Annotated in this window: 12 protein-coding genes, 3 tRNA genes and 1 pseudogene; 4 read left to right on the top strand and 12 right to left on the bottom strand. The window is 66.3% G+C overall.

Annotation, left to right across the window (positions count from 1 at the left end):
* Positions 1-2: 2 nt before the first annotated feature.
* The 5 genes from ACYVGE_RS03675 to ACYVGE_RS03655 all read right to left on the bottom strand — a co-directional run bounded on the left by ACYVGE_RS03675 (position 3) and on the right by ACYVGE_RS03655 (position 7,694).
* Positions 3-1,283 carry a nucleotide sugar dehydrogenase gene (locus ACYVGE_RS03675; RefSeq protein WP_460727112.1) on the bottom strand — a complete coding sequence of 427 codons (1,281 nt, stop codon included), beginning with the start codon at positions 1,281-1,283 and terminating at the stop codon, positions 3-5.
* A 42-nt stretch (positions 1,284-1,325) separates the two neighbouring features.
* Positions 1,326-1,412 (bottom strand) — tRNA-Leu (locus tag ACYVGE_RS03670).
* A 171-nt stretch (positions 1,413-1,583) separates the two neighbouring features.
* Complete coding sequence (locus ACYVGE_RS03665; protein ID WP_460727111.1) at positions 1,584-3,164, bottom strand: OprD family outer membrane porin; 1,581 nt, start codon at positions 3,162-3,164, stop codon at positions 1,584-1,586.
* A 23-nt stretch (positions 3,165-3,187) separates the two neighbouring features.
* On the bottom strand, positions 3,188-4,888 hold the full coding sequence (locus tag ACYVGE_RS03660) for an aspartate:alanine exchanger family transporter (RefSeq protein ID WP_460727109.1): 1,701 nt from the start codon (positions 4,886-4,888) through the stop codon (positions 3,188-3,190).
* A gap of 34 nt (positions 4,889-4,922) precedes the next feature.
* Positions 4,923-7,694: an aminotransferase class I/II-fold pyridoxal phosphate-dependent enzyme gene (locus ACYVGE_RS03655; RefSeq protein WP_460727107.1), complete on the bottom strand. Its 2,772-nt coding sequence runs from the start codon at positions 7,692-7,694 to the stop codon at positions 4,923-4,925.
* Between the two features lie 516 nt (positions 7,695-8,210).
* Between ACYVGE_RS03655 and ACYVGE_RS03650 the strand changes: the two genes are divergently transcribed.
* Entirely contained in the window at positions 8,211-8,846 is a 636-nt protein-coding gene (locus tag ACYVGE_RS03650) for a phosphatase PAP2 family protein (RefSeq protein WP_460727105.1), read from the top strand.
* A 205-nt stretch (positions 8,847-9,051) separates the two neighbouring features.
* Here the strand turns inward: ACYVGE_RS03650 and ACYVGE_RS03645 are convergent.
* A pseudogene (locus ACYVGE_RS03645) lies at positions 9,052-10,717 on the bottom strand (M4 family metallopeptidase).
* Positions 10,718-10,771: 54 nt separating this feature from the next.
* On the bottom strand, positions 10,772-13,981 hold the full coding sequence (locus tag ACYVGE_RS03640) for a hypothetical protein (protein WP_460727103.1): 3,210 nt from the start codon (positions 13,979-13,981) through the stop codon (positions 10,772-10,774).
* Positions 13,982-14,257: 276 nt separating this feature from the next.
* On the opposite strand from ACYVGE_RS03640, the gene ACYVGE_RS03635 reads away from it, so the two are divergent.
* From ACYVGE_RS03635 to ACYVGE_RS03625, 3 genes are all read left to right on the top strand, one after another.
* Positions 14,258-14,590 (top strand): hypothetical protein, encoded by a 333-nt coding sequence (locus tag ACYVGE_RS03635; protein ID WP_460727101.1) that lies wholly within the window; start codon positions 14,258-14,260, stop codon positions 14,588-14,590.
* Between the two features lie 235 nt (positions 14,591-14,825).
* On the top strand, positions 14,826-16,271 hold the full coding sequence (locus ACYVGE_RS03630) for an AAA family ATPase (protein ID WP_460727099.1): 1,446 nt from the start codon (positions 14,826-14,828) through the stop codon (positions 16,269-16,271).
* Between the two features lie 430 nt (positions 16,272-16,701).
* Positions 16,702-17,457, top strand: coding sequence for a helix-turn-helix domain-containing protein (locus tag ACYVGE_RS03625; protein ID WP_460727306.1), 756 nt, complete (start codon positions 16,702-16,704; stop codon positions 17,455-17,457).
* A 113-nt stretch (positions 17,458-17,570) separates the two neighbouring features.
* Here the strand turns inward: ACYVGE_RS03625 and ACYVGE_RS03620 are convergent.
* The 5 genes from ACYVGE_RS03620 to ACYVGE_RS03600 form a co-directional block, all read right to left on the bottom strand.
* Positions 17,571-17,644 (bottom strand) — tRNA-Cys (locus tag ACYVGE_RS03620).
* 126 nt (positions 17,645-17,770) lie between these two features.
* Positions 17,771-17,846 (bottom strand) — tRNA-Gly (locus tag ACYVGE_RS03615).
* An 89-nt stretch (positions 17,847-17,935) separates the two neighbouring features.
* Complete coding sequence (gene pgsA / locus ACYVGE_RS03610; protein WP_460727097.1) at positions 17,936-18,517, bottom strand: CDP-diacylglycerol--glycerol-3-phosphate 3-phosphatidyltransferase; 582 nt, start codon at positions 18,515-18,517, stop codon at positions 17,936-17,938.
* Positions 18,514-20,358, bottom strand: a complete 1,845-nt coding sequence (uvrC, locus tag ACYVGE_RS03605; RefSeq protein ID WP_460727304.1) for an excinuclease ABC subunit UvrC — start codon at positions 20,356-20,358, stop codon at positions 18,514-18,516. Before uvrC ends, pgsA begins: the two co-directional genes overlap by 4 nt.
* Positions 20,359-20,418: 60 nt before the next feature.
* On the bottom strand, positions 20,419-20,889 hold the full coding sequence (locus tag ACYVGE_RS03600; protein ID WP_460727302.1) for a low molecular weight protein-tyrosine-phosphatase: 471 nt from the start codon (positions 20,887-20,889) through the stop codon (positions 20,419-20,421).
* Positions 20,890-20,895 lie beyond the last annotated feature (6 nt).

Raw genomic sequence — 20,895 nt, 5'->3', positions numbered from 1 at the left:
CGCTAGAGCCTGGCGTCGACGCTGTCGCGCGGATACAGGCTCTTGATGTCGTACAGCAGCGCGTTGCTGCGCCCGTATAGACGTACGCCCTGGGCACCGAGTTCCCGGTACTGGTCGTGCGCCACGGCGAGGATGATCGCGTCGTAGCTGCCGGCCTGCGGGTCGGTAGACAACACGTCCACGCCGTATTCGTCCTTGGCGATGGCAGCATCCACCCACGGATCGTGGATGTCCACATTCGCCCGGTATTCGCGGAAGCGCTGGACCAGCTCGACCACGCGCGTATTGCGCAGGTCGGCGCAGTTCTCCTTGAACGCCAGGCCCAGGATCAGGATGCGCGATCCGGCTACCGGGATATCGCGCTGGATCATCAGCTTGATGACTTCATTGGCGACGTGCTCGCCCATCGCATCATTGATGCGGCGGCAGGCGAGCAGGATGTCGGGGTAGTAGCCCGCCGTCTGCGCCTTCTGGATCAGGTAGTACGGATCGACGCCGATGCAGTGCCCGCCCACGAGCCCCGGGCGGAACGGCAGGAAATTCCACTTCGTGCCCGCCGCTTCCAGCACTTCGGTGGTGTCGATGCCCAGCCGCTGGAAGATCAGCGCGAATTCGTTGACCAGGGCGATATTGGCGTCGCGCTGGGTGTTCTCGATGACCTTCGCGGCTTCGGCCACGCGCAGGCTCGAGGCCTTGTGGGTGCCGGCCGTGATGATGCTGCGGTAGAGCGCATCGACGAAATCGGCGGCCTCCGGCGTCGAGCCAGAGGTCACCTTGGGGATGTCGACCAGGCGGCGGCGACGATCACCGGGATTGATGCGCTCCGGGCTGTAGCCCACGAAGAAGCCCACATTGAGGCGCAGCCCGGACGCGGCTTCGAGCGCGGGCACGCAGATCTCCTCCGTGGCGCCCGGATATACGGTGGACTCGTAGATCACGGTGTCGCCGTGCGACAGCACCGCGCCGATGGCGCGGCTGGCCGCGATGAGCGGCGCGAAGTCCGGGCGCTTGTGGACGTCCACCGGCGTGGGAACGGTGACGACGTAGACGTTGCATGCAGGCAGGTCGGCCGGATCGGCACTGAAGCGCAGCCTCGACGCCGAGGCAATCTCCCCGGCGCTGCTTTCGTGGTTGTCGTCCCTGCCCTCGCTCAGGCTGGCGACACGCTGCGCGTCGATGTCGTAACCCAGGGTGTCGTACTGCATGCCGAATTCGATGGCGAGTGGAAGGCCGACATAACCCAAGCCGACCACGGCGATGCGCGCGTTGCGGGGATCCAGCATTCGTCCTGTCCTTGCTCGACCGTCGTGCGGCCATGAACGCTATGGTGCCTGGGGCGGGACTCGAACCCGCATGGGGTTGCCCCCGGCGGATTTTAAGTCCGCTGCGTATACCGGTTTCGCCACCCAGGCATGGAGCAAGCTTACCTGCACAAAAAAGCCTGGCATACGCCAGGCTTCGTTGGCTCGAGCCAGCCGGCTCGCGAATCGGTGGCCTACAAAGGACGCCATCCCGGTTGCCACCCGATCTGCTGCACGGTTTATACCCGAACTTGCACTCCCACGGAAAGCCAGCAGCAGGCCTCACATCTGCACGTCGTAGAACACCATCACGCGCAGGTCGCTCAGGTCGGTGTTGTTGTCCTGGTCCACCTTGGCATAGCGCAGGCGCAGCATCAGGCCCTTGAGCACGCCTTCGGGCGGCGACCATTGCACGTTGAAGTCGGTTTCGTCGCGCGAGAACTGCCCCGGGTCATCGGGGTCGCTGCCGGAGACATACAAGGCGTACATGCTCAGCCCCGGGACCATCTTGGGCGTATAGCCCACGCGTGCCATCCATGCATCCTCGCCGTCCCGGTTGAAATCCTCGACCTGCACGCTGGTGTAACCCGGGTAGCCGCTCCACGGCGCCTGCATGTTCGCGTCGCCACCGGCGCTGGTATAGGCCGCCGTAATCAACGCCCCGCCGAAGGCCAGCTCCGTCTTCGCGCCCCACTGATGGGCCGAGAAGCCGGTTGCCTGGAGCAGTTCGTCACCCACGCTCTGCTGGTCGGTGTACTGGAACGCCATGCGCAGCTTCAGGCTCTCACCGATCGGGAATCCGTACTTCGCTTCCGTGTAGAAGATGTTGATGATGTCGTTGCTGTAGTAATCGATGGCACCGACCGAAAGCTCGCCGAGCTTGTAGTTGGCGCCCACCGCGTAGACGCCGCGGTCGACGTCGTCGGGCGCGCCGGCATCGTCCGACATCGAGACGAACTTGTCGGAATTGCGTTCCTTGATCTTGTCGACGTAGCCGGCGCCCCAGCGCCATTGCGACTCGTCGGTCCCATTGCCGTGCTGACCCTGCACGAGCGCGGCGAGGAACGTATTGGGTGTCATCCGGCTGTCGTTGCGGTTGATGTACGGCGTGTCCATTCCCCGCGCACCCACCGTCGCGCGGATGTCATCGGTAAGCTTGAACTCACCGTACAGCTCACCGAGTACCGTGTAGCCGTCCTGGCCGGGCTGCAGCAACAGCGTCCCGTCCTTGTCGTCGGGGCCATGCAGCTTCTGCGAGGTGTACAGCGTCGCGCCCAGGGAGAATATCTCGCGGAAGTAACCGGTCTTGAAACCGGCGGATCCGCCGATCGCCCAGGCCTCGCTCTGCGAATCGTCGTACTTGTCGCGATCCAGGTAGTACGTGCGCAACTGGATGTTCCAGTCGGTATCCGCCCATGCCTTGCGGCGGGTTTCGCGCACCCATTCGTCGTGCGAGCGCGGACCGAAGCTTTCGTCCAGGTGCGTCTGGCCCTGCTCGGTCGAGGTCTGCTCCTCTTCCACCGGTGCTGAGCTCGCGGGCCCGGGCTGCGCGGCCTGGGCAGTCGGGGTCGCTTGGGCGACCTGCATGGCCTGCTGCGGACTCTGCGCCGTCTGTGCGGTACGGACCGCCTGCGGAGTATTTCCGGTTTGCGCGGGCTGCGCCGCCCATGTGGCCTGCGGAGCCGGTGCCGCAGGCGCGGCCGTCGCAAGCGCTGGCCACGCCGTTGCATCGTCCGGTGCCGGCTTGGACGCGGGTTGCTGCGCCCGCGCCGGCATCGAAGCAAGGTACGCGAGGCAGGCCAGCGTCAATGCCAGCGGGATACCAACCCTGCGTCGCGAATCGTTGAGCATGGGAACGTCCATGGAAACTCCTCGCAATGAAGGAACTACTGCGACAACACCATCGCGAAGTAGCCGAACACTGTGTAGAGCACGCCGGATACCGCGTAACCGACCGGGAATCCCACCCAAGGCACACTGCTGTCGATCTCCTTGGAGGCCTCGCGGGCCGGGCCGGAATGCGAGCGGGAGCCTGCCACGCCGCCCATCAGCACCGCCGGGTTGATCTTGAAGATGTGCAGGCCGATGGCCCAGGTGACGAAGGGCGGGATCGTGCTGGCGACGAAACCGGCGACGAAAATCTTCACCGCGACGTCGCCGGTCAGCTGCTCGAGCAGCGTGGCACCTGCATTGATGCCGACGATCGCGATGAACGTGACCAGGCCAAGGTCCTCGAGGATGTTGCGCGCGGCGTTCGGCGTGCTGCCGAAGAAGCGCAGGCGCGACACCACCGACGACACCAGGATGCCCGACAGCAGCAGGCCACCGGCATTGCCCAGGCCCACGGAGAAGTCGCCCACGGGCACGTTGATCTTGCCGATCAGCAGGCCGATCACCATGCCCGCCGACAGCGTCAACAGGTCGGTCGAGGTACTCGGTCGGGCGATCTTGCCCAGCACTTCGCCGGCCTTGTCGACCGCGCCGCGCAGACCGGTTACGTACAGCACGTCGAAGCGCTTGAGCGTGACTTCGGTGCCCAGTGGCAGCGGTTCGCCGGAACGTTCGATGCGACTCAGGCCGATCTGCCCACCGACGTCGGTAGCGCCCAGTGCCTTCAGTGGCTTTTCCTCGAAATCCTTGTTGGTCAGCAGGATCTCGGCCTGGTCGAGTGGAATGTTCAGCACCTTCGCATTCGCCACTTCCTCGCCGATCAGGCCGAGGTTCGCGGTCAGGTCCTCGAGGCGCCCCCCCAGGGCAACAAAGTCACCCTGCTTCAGCACCAGATCGGGCGACGCGCCCAGCGCTTCGTCCCCGCGCACTACATTGGCGATGCGGTACTGCGGATGCGCCTGTCGGAACTGCGCGATGCTCTTGCCTGCAGTCGTCGGGTTATCGATGCGATACGAACGCAGGCCACCCGCGCGGTAGCCGGTCAGCGCCGTGTCGTCGACGTTCTGCACGCCGTGCGCCGCTTCGTATTCCTTCGCAGCCTTGCGCGCATCGATGCCCCACCAGCGTGGCAGGTACTTGCAGATCAGGATGATGCCGACCGTGCCCCAGATATAGGTCACGCCATAACCGAGCGCGATCATGCCCGACACCTGTTCGGCGGTGGTTCCGACCGGAAGCTTGTACGCGCCCTGCTCCACGGCCATTTCCGCGGTCCCGATCGCTGCCGACATCGTCTGCGACCCTGCGAGGATGCCGCCGGCCGCGCCCGCCGGGAGCGAGAACACTTTCGACATGATCACGACAAGGGCCAGGCCCAGGACCGCGCATACCACCGCGAGGATGGTGAACTTGATGCCGTCCTTCTTCAGGCTGTTGAAGAACGCGGGCCCCACCCGCAGCCCGACGCCATACATGAACAGGTAGTAGAAGAGCGACTTGGCAAAGTTGTCCAGCTGCAGCTTGACGCCGTAGGTCGATGCCCAAGTGGCCAATGCGGCGCCGACAACGACTGCCGCCGCCACCATGCCCAATCCATACCCCTTGACCGCGAACTTGCCGACCCAGACCGCCATGCCGACCGTGAAGAACAACAGGATGTAGGGGTTTTCCTGCAGGAACTGAAAGAACGCTTGCATGGCAGCCTCCGTATGGCGACGGTGCGTGTTCGGTTCAGTGGGTCGACGATGCCTTGCTCTCGGCCAGGGTCGATGGCTTGAGGCACTTGATGCCGTGCGCCGAGTGGTAGCCGTGGATTTCCTTGACGTCGAGCTTGCGCATGTACGTGATGGTGTCCGCGGTGATCACCTGGCCGGGCACCATGATCGGGAAGCCCGGCGGGTACGGGATCACGAAGTTGGCCGACACCATTTCCGGTCCGTCGGTGAGGCGCTTGTCTACCTCCGCGCTGTGGAGCTTGACGAACTCGCAGTTGTTCTCGTCGTAGGCCATGAAGAACGCCGGGCGCATGTGGCCCTCGTTGCTGCCCGACTTCGGATTGTCGCGGAAGGAGTCGTTGAAGCGGCTGAAGTTCGGCAGGTCCGGCACGTCGGTCATCAGCGACTTGACCCGCGCATCGAAGACGGCCTTGCCGTTGGCATCCTCTTGCGACAGCCGCGATTCGATTTCGCGGGACAGGTCGGCGAGCGCCTTGATCAGCAGGGCTGCATCGCTGTGCGTGTTGTTGATATTGGTCTGCACCAGAATGCTGTTGCGCGATGTCTTGTTGATCTGGATGTCGAAGCGTTCGGCCAGAATTCCCTTGAACTGCGTGCCGTCGAAGCCCGCCGCGCCACACACCAGGGTGAGACGCGTGGGATCCAGCGCGAACTCGTCGTTGTTCCAGGCCTCGACGATCTCGTCCCAGTTCCCCTCGCTGCCGCCGTAGTCCTTGATGCCGGACTCGCGGAATTCCGCCGGGATCATGTCCTCCGGCGTGGCGACGTGGAAGTACTTGGAGATCAGCGGATGCGTGTTGATCGCCCGGCGGATGCGGAGCGCCAGATCGGTCATCTGCAACGTCAATTCATAGCCCTCGAGTTCCATCTGGCGGCGCGCCAGGTCGAGGGATGCGATGAGCTGCAGGTTCGGCGAGGTCGAGGTATGCGCGAAGAACGCTTCCTCGAACGGGCCTTCGACGTGGTGGAAGTCCTCGTCCCACACCAGCATCATCGAACCCTGGCGGAACGCAGACATCGACTTGTGGGTCGAATTGGTCTGGTAGACGCGGATGCGCACCTTGTCGGGATCGGGCATCAGGCGCTTGTCGAGCAGCGAGGCGTCCTTGCCGTCGAGCTTTCCGTCGTTGTTCTCGGCCTTCCACTTGGCGTATTCCTCGCGATATTTCTTGCTGCGGTAGCGGCGCGTGAGTGCCGCCGCGGCGCCCATGGCCGTGCGGCGCCGATGCAGGGCGCTGAACCGTGCAAAGCCGAACCACGCCTCGTCCCACAGGAACACCAGGTCGGGCTTGATGGCGAGGCATTCCTCCATCACCCGGCGCGGGTTGTACATGTGCCCGTCGAAGGTGCAGTTGGTCATGTCGATCACCTTGACGCGATCGAGCTTGCCCTCGGCCTGGCACTGCAGGAGCGCGTGCTTGATCGTGCGCAGCGGCACCGCGCCATACATCGAGTACTGGGTCAGCGGAAACGCTTCCACGTAGTACGGCTGGGCGCCACTCAGAACGAATCCATAATGGTGCGATTTGTGGCAGTTGCGGTCGACGATCACGATGTCGCCCGGCTTGCACACTGCCTGCACGACGATCTTGTTGGAGGTGGACGTGCCGTTGGTGCCGAAGTACGCACGCTTGGCGCCGAACGCCCGCGCCGCGGCTTCCTGCGCACGTTTGATGGTACCGGTCGGCTCCAGCAGGCTGTCGAGCCCGCCGGTCGTCGCCGACGATTCCGCGAACAGGATATTGGTGCCGTAGAACTGCCCCATGTCGCGGATCCAGTTCGACGAGAACACCGACTTGCCGCGGGCGATCGGCAGCGCGTGGAAGGTACCGATGGGGCGCAGCGCGTATTTCTTCAGGTTGTCGAAGTACGGGGTTTCGTAGCGGTCCTTGACGCCGTCCAGCAGCGACAGGTGGATCTCCATCGGCTCTTCGACGTGGTGGAACAGGCGGCGGATCGGCGCCGCCTCTTCACTGCCGGCGAGCTTCTCGGGCGCGCGGTCGGAAAGCAGGTAGATGTCGAGTTCGGGCCGCACGTCCTTGAGGGCGCTGGCGAGCGTCGTGGCGAGCTTGCCCGGCTCGACACTGTTGCGGTCGACATCGATGTGGCGGTCGAGGAAGGCCTCCAGATCGGGAATGTCATGCGCCGTCTCGTAGCCGAAGCCGTCGATGATCACCACCGCCTGCAGCGTGGTGTTGAGCATGGCGGCCAGCGCGGCGTCCTCGAAGCTGGCGACGTGCACGGGCGAATACACGAACTGGTCGTCACTGCGGCGCATGCGCCGCATGTCGTCGGTGGATCGCTGCCAACCCGAAGGATCGCCGGGCGTGACGAAAAGGACTTCGAAATAGGGGCGGGCCAGCGGACCGCCGTCGGTGTCGGGTGGCAATACGTCGAGCAGGCTCGCCTCGGTGTCCGCGCCCGCCTGCCAGGCCGATTCATGCTGCCGGTAATCGCCCGACAACAGGGCGCCCGAGACCTTCTGCACCAGGCGGGAAAACGTGGCGGCATCCCCGCCCTCATGCGCGGCGCGGATCGCATCGAGCAGGCGCTGCCCCGGGTAGGCCCAGCAGTACTCGAAACGGCTGATCGCGCGAAGCAGGCGGCCGGTCTTTCCATGCAGTTCCGACGACCGCGACCCGGCGCCGGCAGCACCGGCCCATGCGCGTGCCATGGCATTCAGATGGCGCCAGAGCCCGGCGCGTGCCGACGCAGCGGCGAAGACGGAGGACAGTTCCATCCCCTTGGATTCAGTGGCGTCGTTCATGGTGCTCCTCGCTGTCGGTTGCACGGTCGTGTTGAGAGGGTGTCGCCGTCCCTCGCCCTGCAAGCCATGTGCCCAAGTGGCGGTGGCACTGGCAGGACGGGCGCAGCCCGCCTCGTGTCGTCCACGACGACGACTTCCGGCGATAGCGCGGCATCCGTTGGACGCTAATCCCGTCCCTATGGCCCGACAATTGGCCCTTAGCCCTACGCACGCACTGGATGAACGCGCGCCACCGTGCACAGGCGTCGTCTTCGACGCCGCGTGGCTTCAATAATTTTCCGGACCTCCCAGGGGGCCGCGGAACTCAAGCCCGGGAGAGACATGTCCTCCCGCATCAAGGTCACGACAAGGAACGCCACGACCACGCTGACCATCAACGGCCGGGAGGCGAACTTGCAGGACCTGGGCAGGCCTCGCAGCTCCTACTTTCTTTCGACAAACGGTGGCCAAGCATCAAATCCAGGACAACTATCTGGGATGTGTGCGATGGCAATCGGCCCTCAGGTCGTTCGCGGCATGAACCTTCGCTCCGTGCGCGCGCTCCCCTTCGCCTTCGCATGCGCCGTGGCCTTGACGCCCATCCCGTCCCTCGCAGGCGGTCCACTGCTGATCGACCACATGGTCGAGTTCGACGACTCGGGCATCTGGAATCGCAATATCCAGAAGGCAGTCGCGACAGGGGCGGCGCTGACCGTGTTGGGCGGCGCCCTGTTTGTCGATAGCGACTCGCGACTGGGGCACACGTTCGACCAGGCCATGGATTCGATGGTGCTCACCGCGGGCACGACCACCGTCATGAAATATGTGTTCTCGCGCGAGCGGCCCCGGGAGAATTCCGACCCCAGCGACTTCTTCGATGGCCCCCCGCACCAGAGCTTCCCAAGCGGCGAAGTCGCCGAACTCAGCGCCGTCGTCACCCCCTTCATCGCCGAGTACCACCAGGACCACCCGAGCGTGTACCTGTTGTCTGTCTTGCCGGTCTACGACGCGATAGCGCGGGTGAAGGTCCACGGCCATTGGCAGAGTGACGTCGTCGTTGGCGCGGCCGTGGGTGCGGCCTTCGGCGTGTACGCTCACGGCAGGAAGACGCCACTGATAATGGGCGTCCTGCCAGACCGGGGCTTCATGATCGGATACAGCAAGCAGTTTTGATGCCGGGCTCCATCGCCCCCTGCCGGACAACAAAAAGACGCGCGTGAAACGCCCCCTGGCGGGGCGGATGCCGTGACGGCCGCTGCGGTACGCCCGCCCGCTATGCGCATCGACGCCCCAAAAAAAGAACCCGCCGAGCGGCGGGTTCTCACCGGTTACACATCGCGCCGCCCTCACGGGGACGACGCGACGTATGCCGGGTTTCTCAGGGCATGTAGACGGCCGCCCAGGTGTCGGCCACGGCCTGCTGCTGCACCGAGCCGGCACCGTACAGGTCGGCGGCGGCGTTGAGGGTGGCGACGCGCGCACCGGCATAGTCGGTGTTCGAGGTCATGTACACCGTCAGGGCGCGGTACCAGATCTGCTGGGCGGCGTCGCGGCCGATGCCGGCGAGCGTGGTGTTGCCGTTGCAGACCAGGCTGGCCCGGAGTCAGGTTGGCCGGGGTGCCCGCGCCGTAGCCGGCCGGCACCACTGCGCCTTCGGCGAGCAGGTAGAAGAAGTGGTTCGCCACGCCCGAGGAGTAGTGCACGTCCATGGCCTTGAAGTTGCCCAAGGTGATTCCGTTCGACGGGGTGGTGGCGCTCGGGTAGCAGTCCGGCGAGGTGCCATCCAGGTTCGGCTTGAACATCGTGCGGATGAACTTGTTCCAGGCCGGCGTGGCGAAGATCTGTTCGCCGATCACGTAGTTCGGCGGCTGGTTCGCATTGTTGGCGTAGTACTCGATCATCGTGCCGAAGATGTCCGAGTTGGCTTCGTTCAGGCCGCCCGACTCGCTGTTGTAGATCAGCTTGGCGGTGGCCGCGGTCACGCCATGGCTCACTTCGTGGCCGACGATGTCGATCGCCACCAGCGGACGCACGGTGGTGCCGTTGCCGTCGCCGAAGGACATGCAGAAGCAGTCGTCGCTCCAGAACGCGTTGACGTAGTTCAGCGAGTAGTGGACCGCGCCGTACGCGCCGACGCCGTCACCGCGGATGCCGTTGCGGCCGAAGTTGTCCTTGTAGTAATCCCAGGTCTTGGCGAAGCCGTAGGCCGCATCGACGCCGGTGCTGACGCGATCGCTGAGGGCGGCGTTGCCCCACTTGTTGTCGGCATCGACCATCAACGTGCCAGCGCCGCGGTAGCCGTTGCCCATGTCGGTGATGTGGGTGTCGCCGCGGGTCGAGTCCTTCAATTCATAGATGCGACGGGTCGCGTTCCACTGCGTATTCAGCGGAACCGTGCCCGCGAACAGCGAATAGCCCGGACCGGTAGCCGGCGTGACGACCGGCGGCGTCGACGGCGTGCCGGTCTGTGAGCCGGTGCCGGGCAGGATGCCGGTCTTCACGGCGTCTTCCTTGGCCAGGATCGCGCCGTCGAGGGCGTCGACGTAGTAGTGCATGCGCTGCGGCGTGCCGTCGTTCGCGGTGCCGGTGTACAGCACGTCATAGGCCAGCTTCGGCGTGGCGCGTCCGGCGAAGACCACCAGGCTGGCGCTCGGCACGGCCTCGAAACGGGTGCCGAACTGCACGCCTGCGGCGGTGATGGCGGCGTCGGCCGACAGGGCCGGGGTGACGCCAACGTTGATCGGCGCAGCCAGCGTCACGCTGGTGCCCTGCACCACGCCGGCGCGGGAGTGCACGACCATGTCGCCGCCGATCACGGGCAGGCCACGGTAGGTGCGGTCCATGCGCACGTGCTCGGTGCCGTTGGCGTCGACGATCACGCTGCGCGCGGTGAAGCCGTCGGCAGCGGACAGGCGGGTCGCCGTCGGGTTCATGCGGATGGCGGTCAGGGCGCGGTCGACCGCGGCCCCGTTGATGGCCGCGACCGACTGGCCGGCGGTACCCATGAGAACGGCCACTGACAGGGCCTTTGCGAGAGAAGACATGATTTTCTTTCCTGATATGTGTTGGATGATGTAGATGACGCGCGGGCCGGGGCCTTAAAGATCGATACCGAAGCCGGCGCCGATCGACTGGTCGTCGCTGCTGAAGGCGCCGCCCAGGCTGAACGACGCACGCTCGCCGATCTGCTTGGAGTAGCCCACCGACAACGCGCTCTCGCCGTTCTGCCAGCCAGCGCCGACGCCGATGCGGCCGCGCGGACTACGGCTGTTGGCCGTGTTGATCGCCATGTTCATCATTGCCGCGCTCATCGCACCTTCGCGGTCGATGCGCTGGTCCTGCTTGTCCAGGCGCGAACCGATCTGGGTGAACTGGTCGTTCATCAACTGCAGCTTGGTGTCGGTGTAGCTGTTGGCGCGGGTCAGCGTCTGCGTGGCGGTGGTGTCGGTGTAGGCATGGGCCGACGCCAGCGTTGCAGCATCACCGGCCTGCATCTGGCCGACGTTGGCGGCATCCGTTGCGGCAGTGCCGGCGGCGACGTTGGTCACGCGACGCTGCTGCGTGGCGCTGCCCATCGACACGGTGTTGGCCTGGTCGGCCACCGAGCCCTGGCCGATCGCCACGGAACCCGCGGCGCTGACCGTGGCACCCTGGCCAATGGCGGTACCGCTGGCGGCGCTGACGTGGGTGTCGGCACCAATCGCGACCGCATTGGTCGCGGCAGCGTCGATCACGCTGTTGCTGCCGAGCGCGGTGCTGCCGTCGGCGTGCACGGAAGCGCCGGTGCCGTAGGCGGTGTCACGGACGTCTTCCGCGTGGCTGCCGCTACCGATGGCCAGGCCATTGCCGTCGCCCATCGGCAGACCGTAGCCCGGGCTGCTCTCCATCCAGCTCATGCGCGTGCTCAGGCTGCTCAACGACGAGTCGAACGCAGCGAAGGCGTCGCCGACGCTGTAGTAGCTGCCGCCCTGGATGCTGTAGGTGGGCGAAGCGAGCAGGCCGTTGCCGTTGATCGCGGCGCCGCCACCGAGCGCGGCAGCGACGCTGTCGAGCTGGGCGAACGTGTCCGCGCCGATCGTGGCCAGCCTGGTGTTGAGCTGGCCGAGGTTGATCGCGTCGGTGTCTTCCGTACCGGCAGCGACGTTGGTGATCTGGCGTTCGGCACCAGCGGCGCCGACCGAGACCGTGTTGGCGCGATCGTTGTACGAACCGGCGCCGAGTGCGACGGCATTGTCGACGCCGAAGTCGACCTTCGCGCCCGAACCGATCGCGGTGCTGGCCACGCCACGTGCCTTGGCATTGGCGCCGAGCGAGGTCGCATCGTCCGCCGAGGCCGAGGCCGAGAAGCCGACCGCCGTGCCGTTCAGGATCTCGACGATGTTGCCCGGGCGGCCACCCGCGCCGGTCCAGTCGAAGTCGCCGCCTGCGAACGCCCAGGTGCCCAGCGCCGTCGTGCCTTGGCCGAAGGCCAGCGCCGAACCGAACGCCGCGCTGTAGGAGCCACGCGCTTCAGCAAGGGCGCCGACTGCGGTGCTCTCGTAACCGTAGGCATAGGCGCCGCCGCCAAGGGCGGTGGCGAAACCGTTGGTCGCCTGCGCGCCGGTGCCGACAGCCGACGACCAGAAACCGGTCGCCTGCGATTCCGCGCCCGATGCGATCGAACGGCCGCCGGTGGCGTAGGCGGCATCGCTGCCGTCGAGGGTGCCTTCGGCAACGAAGTATTCGCTGACGCCGGCCATGGACGCTGCGAGCGAGTCGAGCTGCGACTTGTTCACCGCGTCGGTCGATTCGGTACCGGCGGCGACGTTGGTGATCTGGCGTTCGGCGCCGGCCGAGCCGACAGAGATCGTGTTGTCGCGGTCGGCGACCGAGAACGAACCCAGCGCGACGCTGTCCCTGCCGATGGCATTGCTGTTCATGCCGATCGCCGAGGCGCCTTCGCCCGAGGCGGTGGCGTAGTAGCCGGTCGCATTGCTGCCCAGGCCGGTCGCCATGCTGTACGCACCGAGTGCGGTGCTGTAGTCGCCGACCGAGGCCGACGTGTCGCCGAGTGCGACGCTGGAGACACCACCCGCGGTCGCCAGCGAGCCGACGGCCGTGCTGAAGTCACCGACAGCGAGGCTGTAGGAGCCCGTCGCGACGCTGTTGTGGCCACGCGCCTGCGCATATGCACCTTCGGCGGTGCTCATCGTGCCGAGGGCCGTGGCATAGGCGCCGGTGGCGCTGGCGAAATCGCCCGCCGTCCACGCATAGGCACCGGTGGCGTTGCTGAAGGCGCCGAACGCGTTGGAGTAGGTGCCGATCGCGGTGCTGGCGAAGCTGTAGGCGTTGGCAAACGCGCCGACGCCGGTGCTCCAGTCGGCTGCGGCGGTCGACATCTCGCCGATCGCAACGCCATGCTTGCCGCTGCCCCAGGCATTGGTGCCCATGGCGATGGCTTCTTCGCCGATGCCGGCCGCGTAGGCACCGATCGCGATCGCGTCGAAGCCGTTGGCGAACGACTCATTGCCGAACGAGATCGACCAGGCGCCGGTGGCGTACGCACCGGTGCCCATGGCGATTGCGTAGTTGTTCAGCGCGCGGGCATACGAACCCACGGCGAGGGCGTTCTGTGCCATCGCGTGCGAATCCAAGCCCATGGCGATCGCGTACAGGCCCGTGGCTTCCGTGACCGTGCCGATGGCCTGGCTCAGCATCCCCGTCGCTTTTGCCTGGGCACCGATGGCGGTGCTGTAGCCGCCGCTGGCGTTCGTCGACTTGCCGACGGCCGTGCTCCAGAGGCCGGCCGCTGAGGCGCGGGCACCGAGGGCCGTGGAGTAGGCACCGGCGGCATTGGCGCGGTCACCGACGGCAGTGGCGTTGGCGGCGGTCGCCTTCGAGGATCGGCCGAGGGCGGTGGTGGCGGTGGCGCTGGCAGTGGCGAAGTTGCCGAAGGCCGAGCTGCTGTTGCCGGTGGCGTTGGTGTAAGCGCCGAACGCGTTGCTGTAGGCGCCCTGGGCATTCGCCAGATAGCCCACCGCGTTGGAGTTCACGCCGATGCCCTTGGCGCCGTTGCCGAAGGCCGAGCTGTTGTTGCCGCTGGCGACGGCGTTGTTGCCGACCGCGGTGGCGTTCGTACCGCTCGCATTGGCGTTGTTGCCGAACGCGGAAGTGTTGGTGTTGGTGGCCTTGGCATTGACGCCGACAGCGGAGCTGTTGGCGCCGCTGGCGTTGGCGAGGTTGCCGATGGCGGTAGCGAACGCGCCGGTCGCGGTGGCGCCGGTGCACTGGGTCTGGCCCGGTGTGACGGTGTCGCAATCAGTTGCCATTGCGATCGACGGCGCCAGGCCCATGGCCAGCAGCAAGGAAGCGGTAAGGGTCGCGCGGACCGGAGTTTTGTTGCGAGCGTGACGACAAGCGGTATTCACGAAAAAAATCCCCAAGGAACTAGATGAATCGGCGACGGCCGAACCTGCGTTGGGGCCAATGCTCCAACGGGGGCCGACATTGCAAGCAACCCGGGTGCCTGACACTCCCCGAACAGGGGGGTGCCTCGCGAGGCGGAACGCGCGCCAATGACGCCCCCCACTAACGGGTACACGCACGTGCGTACCTTGCTTCTCGCTTCTTCCCTCGCCCTGGCCGCCGCCTTCGCTGGCGCTGCGTCCGCGAAGTCACCCACGCACTCGGTGCCGACTCCAGCCACGGTCGCGCAGGCCGACAGTGCACAGCGCTCGCCCGCCGCCAACGACGCGGTGCAGGTCGTCGACGCCTTCATGGCCGCGCTGGTCGATGGACGGATCGAGGCCGCGCGTCAAATGGTGACGCCCGATGCCGTGGTGCTGGCGAATGGTCACGTGCTCGGTGACCGCGACGGTTACATCAACGGCGCTTGGAAGGTCACGCACATTCATTGGTCGGGGCGACACGCCGGCTGAGACAGGTTCACGGCTTCGCGTCGACGATGGGCGGCGCGAAGTGGAGCGCCGCCCGTCATGCCAACCGCATTCGAGTGAAACCGCCATGTCGTTCCAGATCAATCGTGGCCGCAAAGCGCCACCTCACCAAGCGCCGGATCGCCCCCTTGGCGGCCCGCCGCGTCGGGCGAAGTCGGTGCTCGGGCGTTCGGGTAAGCTTCAAGTCCGTGGTGTCGACCGCACCCGAGGAGCCGTCATGTCCGTCTCCGAGATCACCCTCAAGATCACGCCGCCGCGGCTTCAGCGCACCGCGATCGAGCGCGCGCGGTTGATGGGGTTCTGGGACGACGTGCACGAGCGCACCGCCATCCAGCTCTTCGCGCCCGCGGGATTCGGCAAGACCACGGTGATGCTGCAATGGCGGCGTCGCTGGCTGGAAAGCGGCGCCATCGTGGCTTGGGTGACCTGCGACAACGCGGACGATCCATCCCGCTTCGTCGCGGCCCTGGTGCATTCGGTGTACAACGCGAGCGGTCGGATCTGTGCCCTCTCCTCGCAAAGCGACCTCGATGCGCTGACCGACCTGCTGGCGGAAATCGCCCAGCGCGGCGCGCGGACGGTCATCGTCATCGACGAGGCCCGGCACCTGCCCAAGGCCACGGTGCGCACCTGCATCCAATACCTGCTGTCGAACGCGCCGGCCAACCTCAGCGTGGTGATCGGCTCGCGCGTCACGCTGCCGCTGCATGTCGCCGACCTGGCGGCAAGGGGCAACTTCGCGATGCTGACCGCCGACGACTTGCGGCTGCGCTTAGATGAGTCGATCGAGATCCTCGAGAAAAGCCTCGGTTCCAAGTTGACGCTGGACGAGCGCGCGCTGGTGCACGAAGCCACCGAAGGTTGGCCCGTCGCCCTGCAGCTTTCGATCGCAACGGCCGAGCGCGACGACGACCCAGGCTCTGCCGTGCGTTCGCTGTCCGCGCGGCGCGGCCACTTGCGGGAATACTTCCACGAGTCGTTGTTGTCGCGGATGCCAGTGCAGACGGTCGCGCTGTTGACGCGCATGGCGATCCTCGACCAGTTCTCCGAGGAACTTTGCGAATTGGTGAGCGGCCAGCCCGACGGCGCCGCGCAACTGCAGATCATCAGCCAGACGCCGATGGTGATCGTCGGCGAAGACACCGGCTGGATCAGCCTGCACCCGATGGCGCGCGACTTCCTGCTCGGCCGCTTCGAGCAGTTGCCAAAGCGCGAACAATCAGAACTGCACACCCGTGTGTCGCACTGGTATGCCCAGCGCGAGCGATACCATGAAGCTGCACGGCACGCGCTGGCGGCAGGCAACTGCGCAGACCTATGCCGCGCGATCGCTGTGGATGCTGGGCGCGCAGGGCCAGACCGCCGAGGCGCGGGACTGGCTGGAGCGGATTCCCCCGGCCATGCTCGCGCGCGATTCCGAATTGAAACTGGCGGCCGCGTTCGTACTCGCGGCGACCGACCGCAACACCGAAGCCCTGACGATCGCACGCGAGGTCATCGACGATCCGGCCACGTCGCCGGAGTCCCGTGTCGTGGCCGCGCGGGTGGAGGCTGTCACCACCATCTATGCCGACCATCTCGGCCTGCTCCCGGAGTTGCTGACGCGGTGGCTGCCGATACTGCCCGATCACGACGAGCCTCTCTACGCCGTTTCAAGCCTTAACACGCGTGCGCTCGTGGCCCTGCATGCCGGCGACACCGGCACGTTGCGCGAACTAGTGGACCAGGCTGCACGTCACGGCGGAACGGGCTCGTTACGGCTGGCGGCTGGACTCGGGACCGCGCTGCGCGGAATCAGTCACCTGTGGGACGGCGAACCCGAGCAGGCAGCCGCCACTTTGCGCCGTGTCGTCGCGCAATCGGAACAGGAGAGCGGACGTCGCAGCTTGATCGCATCGCTGCAGGCCTCCGTGCTGGCTGCCGCGCTGTTGCGCGTCGGGCACCCGGGCGAGGCGCTGTCGCTGCTCGCGAACCGGCTCGACGTGATCGAGCTGTCGGGCGCACCCGACAACATCCTGCTGGCCTACCAGACGCTTGCGCGCATCGCGCTCGGCGAAGGCGACGAACGGCGCGCGCTGCAGGTTCTGGGAGGGATGGAAGCGCTGGCCAAGCGTCGGCAACTGCCGCGCATCCGCGTCCACAGCCTCGCAGACCGCATCCGCATCCATGCGCTGCACAACAACCGGCAAACCATCGCCACGCTGACCAAGGCGCTCGACCAAGCGGTGGCCGAGATGCAGTGCGACGAACTTCGTCCGCTGCTGCCTGAATGCCAGCTCGTCGCCGCGATCGCCAAGGCCGATGCCGCGCTGGCGCGTCACGACGTGGACGAGGCGGAAATCCATCTGGATGCCGGCGACGCGCTGGCGAACTCGCTGGGTCGCCACGGCGACGCGCGCTCGATCATGGTGCTGCGCTCAGTCGCCGCATGGAAATGCGGCAAAGAATCCGCCGAGCCGCTGCTGAAGGAAGCCATCCACCTCGCCACCCTGGCCGGCGATGCCTGGCTGCTCGCTCACGCACACCCGCTGGCGCTGGACATGGCCAAGGCCTGGAAAGCGGACACCGCCGAAAGCAAGCGAGCGCGCACGCCGAAGCCCGCGATGCCGCCGCAGCCCGGCGTGGAGCGACCGCTGCTGGTGCGCAATGGCGTGCTGACGTCGAAGGAATCCGAGGTGCTCGGCTTGCTGGCGAGGGGGATGTCGAACAGGGAGATCGCGAGCGTCCTCGATGTCGGCGGCGAGACCGTGAAATGGCACCTCAAGAACCTGTTCCAGAAGCTCTCCGCCGAGACCCGCAAGCACGCGGTGGATCGGGCGCGCCTGCTGGGACTGCTGCAGGAGCGATAGGCGCCAGGCCAGACGACGCTTAAGCCGGACAATTGCCGGACAACAAAAAGACGCGCCATGAAACGAAAACGCCCCGCGAGAAGGATTCTTCAAGCGGGGCGCACGTTTGCATCTGGAGGCCGAGGTCGGAATTGAACCGGCGTACGCGGATTTGCAGTCCGCTGCATAACCACTCTGCCACCCGGCCGGATGACTGGAAACACGCTGCGGATTCTGTCACACCGCAGGTGTTTCGCAAAACCGGGATCCTGGAATCCGCGATGTTGCCGAAGCGAAAAAAACGAAGCCCCGCGAACGGGGCTTCGTAACAAACTGGAGCGGGAAACGAGACTCGAACTCGCGACCCCGACCTTGGCAAGGTCGTGCTCTACCAACTGAGCTATTCCCGCAGAGGAACCGACATTTTAGGCATGGGAACGAAAGTGTCAACACCTGAATGCACATTTGTCATGCATCCGTTCGGCCGGACGGGAATCCTTCAGCCTGAGCCGGCGTCTTCCCGCAGGATCGGCCACGCCGCGCGCAGGTAGGCCAGCCCGGACCACAGGGTCAGCAGCGCCGCAACGGCCAGCATCCAGTCGCCGATGACGAAGGGAATGCTCGGCGGGTCGCCCAGCTTGTCGGGCACGAAATACAGCAGGATGGCGAGCGCGACCATCTGCACGATGGTCTTGATCTTGCCGATCGAGGCGACTTTCACCTTGGCGCGCTGGCCAAGCTCCGCCATCCATTCGCGCAGCGCGGATACCGCGATTTCGCGGCCGATGATGACCGCCGCCCACAGCGCCATCCATGGGGTTGGATGCTTCTGCACGATCAGCAACAGCGCGACGGCGACCATCAATTTGTCGGCCACCGGGTCGAGGAAGGCGCCAAACGCGGAGGACTGGTTGTACGCCCGCGCGATCCAGCCATCCAGCCAATCGGTCACCGAGGCCAGCACGAACACGAAAGCCGCGGCGAAATTGGTCCACTTGTAGGGAAGGTAGAACACCAGGACCAGCACCGGAATCAATACGATCCGCAGCAGGGTCAGCATGGTGGGTACGGTCAACTTCATTCGCCCTTCGTCTCCGCGGTCTCTAGTCCGTGCAGGGAAGCATAAATGCGCGCGGCCAGGGCCGCATTCACCCCCTCCACCCGCGCGATTTCCTCGACTCCCGCGGCCTTGAGACCGCCCAGGCCGCCAAAATGCTTGAGCAGCGAGGAGCGGCGGCGCGGGCCGATGCCCGGAATGTCCTCGAGCCGGCTGGTGCTGCGCGCCTTCTGGCGGCGGCCACGGTGGCCAGTGATGGCGAAACGGTGCGCTTCGTCACGAACCTGCTGGACCAGCTGCAGCGCCGGCGATTCCGCGCCCGGATGCATGATGCGCCCGTCCGGCAGCAGCAGTTCCTCGTCCCCCGGCCGCCGGGCGGGCCCCTTGGCCACGCCCACCAGCGCCACGCCCTCGACGCCGAGGTCGTCCAGGGCGGCCCGCGCCTGCGCCACCTGCCCCGCCCCGCCGTCGATCAGCAGCACATCAGGCATCACGCCCTGCTCTTCCACCGCGCGGCGGAAACGGCGATCGATCGCCTGGTGCATGGCGGCGTAGTCGTCGCCAGGCTCGATGCCGGCGATGTTGTAACGCCGGTACTGGCCGCGGACCGGGCCTTCGCTGTCGAAGACGACGCACGAGGCCACCGTCGCCTCGCCCATCGTGTGGCTGATGTCGAAGCATTCGATCCGCGCGGCAAGTGCGGGCAGGCCGAGCAGGTCACGCAGCGCTTCTGCACGTATGCGCTGGGCGGCATGGCTCGTACGTTCGCTCGCCAGCGACAACTCGGCATTGCGCCGCGCCAGGTCGACATAGCCCGCGCGCTCACCGCGCACGCTGGTCTTGATCTGCACCTTGCGGTCGCCGGTGAGGGTGAGCGCCTGCTCGATCAACTCGCGATCGGGAATGTCGCGGTCGAGCACGATCTCGCGCGGCGGCGCCTGCTCGGCGTAGTACTGCGAAACGAAAGCGGCGAGCACTTCGGCCGCATCGGTGCTGCCGCCCGTCTTGGGGTAGAAGGCGCGCGTGCCGAGGTTGCGACCGTCGCGGAAGGCAAGCAGCAGTACGCAGGCAGCGGCGTCCTGCATCGCCACGGCGAGCACGTCGAGTTCGGCCGCGCGGCCATCGACGTACTGACGGGCCTGGAGGCTGCGGATCGACTGCATCAGGTCGCGCAGGCGCGCGGCTTCCTCGAAATCGAGGCGTCCACTGGCCGCTTCCATCGCCTTGCCGAGCTCGTCGCTCAGTTCATCGCTGCGGCCGTCGAGGAACAGGCAGGCGCGCCGCACGCTTTCGGCGTAGTCGTCGGCGGGCACCAGCCCCACGCAGGGCGCGCTGCAGCGTCCGATCTGGTGCTGCAGGCAGGGACGCGAACGATTGCGGAAAACGCTGTCCTCGCAGCTGCGCAGGCGGAACAGCTTGTGCATCAGGTTGAGCGTCTCGCGCACGGCGCCGACGCTGGCATACGGACCGAAATAGCGACCCGGCACGGCGCGCGGACCGCGATGCAGGGCGATGCGCGGCCAGCTTTCATTGGTCAGCAGGACGTACGGATAACTCTTGTCGTCGCGCAGCTGCACGTTGTAGCGCGGCTTTAGCGACTTGATCAGCTGGTTTTCCAGCAGCAGCGCTTCGGTCTCCGTGCGCGTGACGGTGACCTCCATGCGCGCGACCTGCGCCAGCATGGTGGCGATGCGTGGCGACTTCGGCGTTGCGTTGAAGTAGCTGGCGACGCGATTCTTCAACGCGCTCGCCTTGCCGACGTACAGGACCGCGTCGTCGGCGGCGATCATGCGGTAAACGCCCGGTGCGGTGTTCAGGCCCTTGACGAAGGCCTTGCCGTCAAAGGCTGGCGCATTGGAGGTCATCGAATCTGCATGCATCGGCTGCTCTAACTGGGGCCGATTATGCGGGAGTGCAAGCGCCGGCTACGCAATGCGGTGGCCAAGGCGGGCGAGGACGCCCCGTGCGGCATGGTCGAGCAATCCCCAGACCGCCTCGAACTCGGCCGCGCCTCCGTAATAGGGATCGGGCACGTCGGTTTCCGTGGCCACGCCGGCCCAGTCGAGCAACAGTGCACAGCGTGAATGGGCGTCCATCGGGCCGAGGGCGCGGACGTCGCGCAGGTTGCTCCGGTCCGCGCACAGCAGCCAGTCGTGGCGCGCGAAGTCGTCGCGGCAGATCTGGCGGGCCCGCAGGCCGGAAATATCGACGCCGTGCCGCGCGGCCGTCGAAATCGCGCGTGGATCCGGGGGCTGGCCGACCAGCCAGTCGCCCGTCCCTACCGAGTCGACGATCACCCGCCCCGCCAGCGTCGACGCTGCGATGCGTGCACGCAGCACGCCTTCCGCCATCGGCGAGCGGCAGATGTTGCCCAGGCACACGACCAGCAGACGCACCGGGGC

Source organism: Lysobacter rhizosphaerae (assembly GCF_054779795.1).
This window is presented reverse-complemented; position numbering and strand designations above follow the sequence as displayed.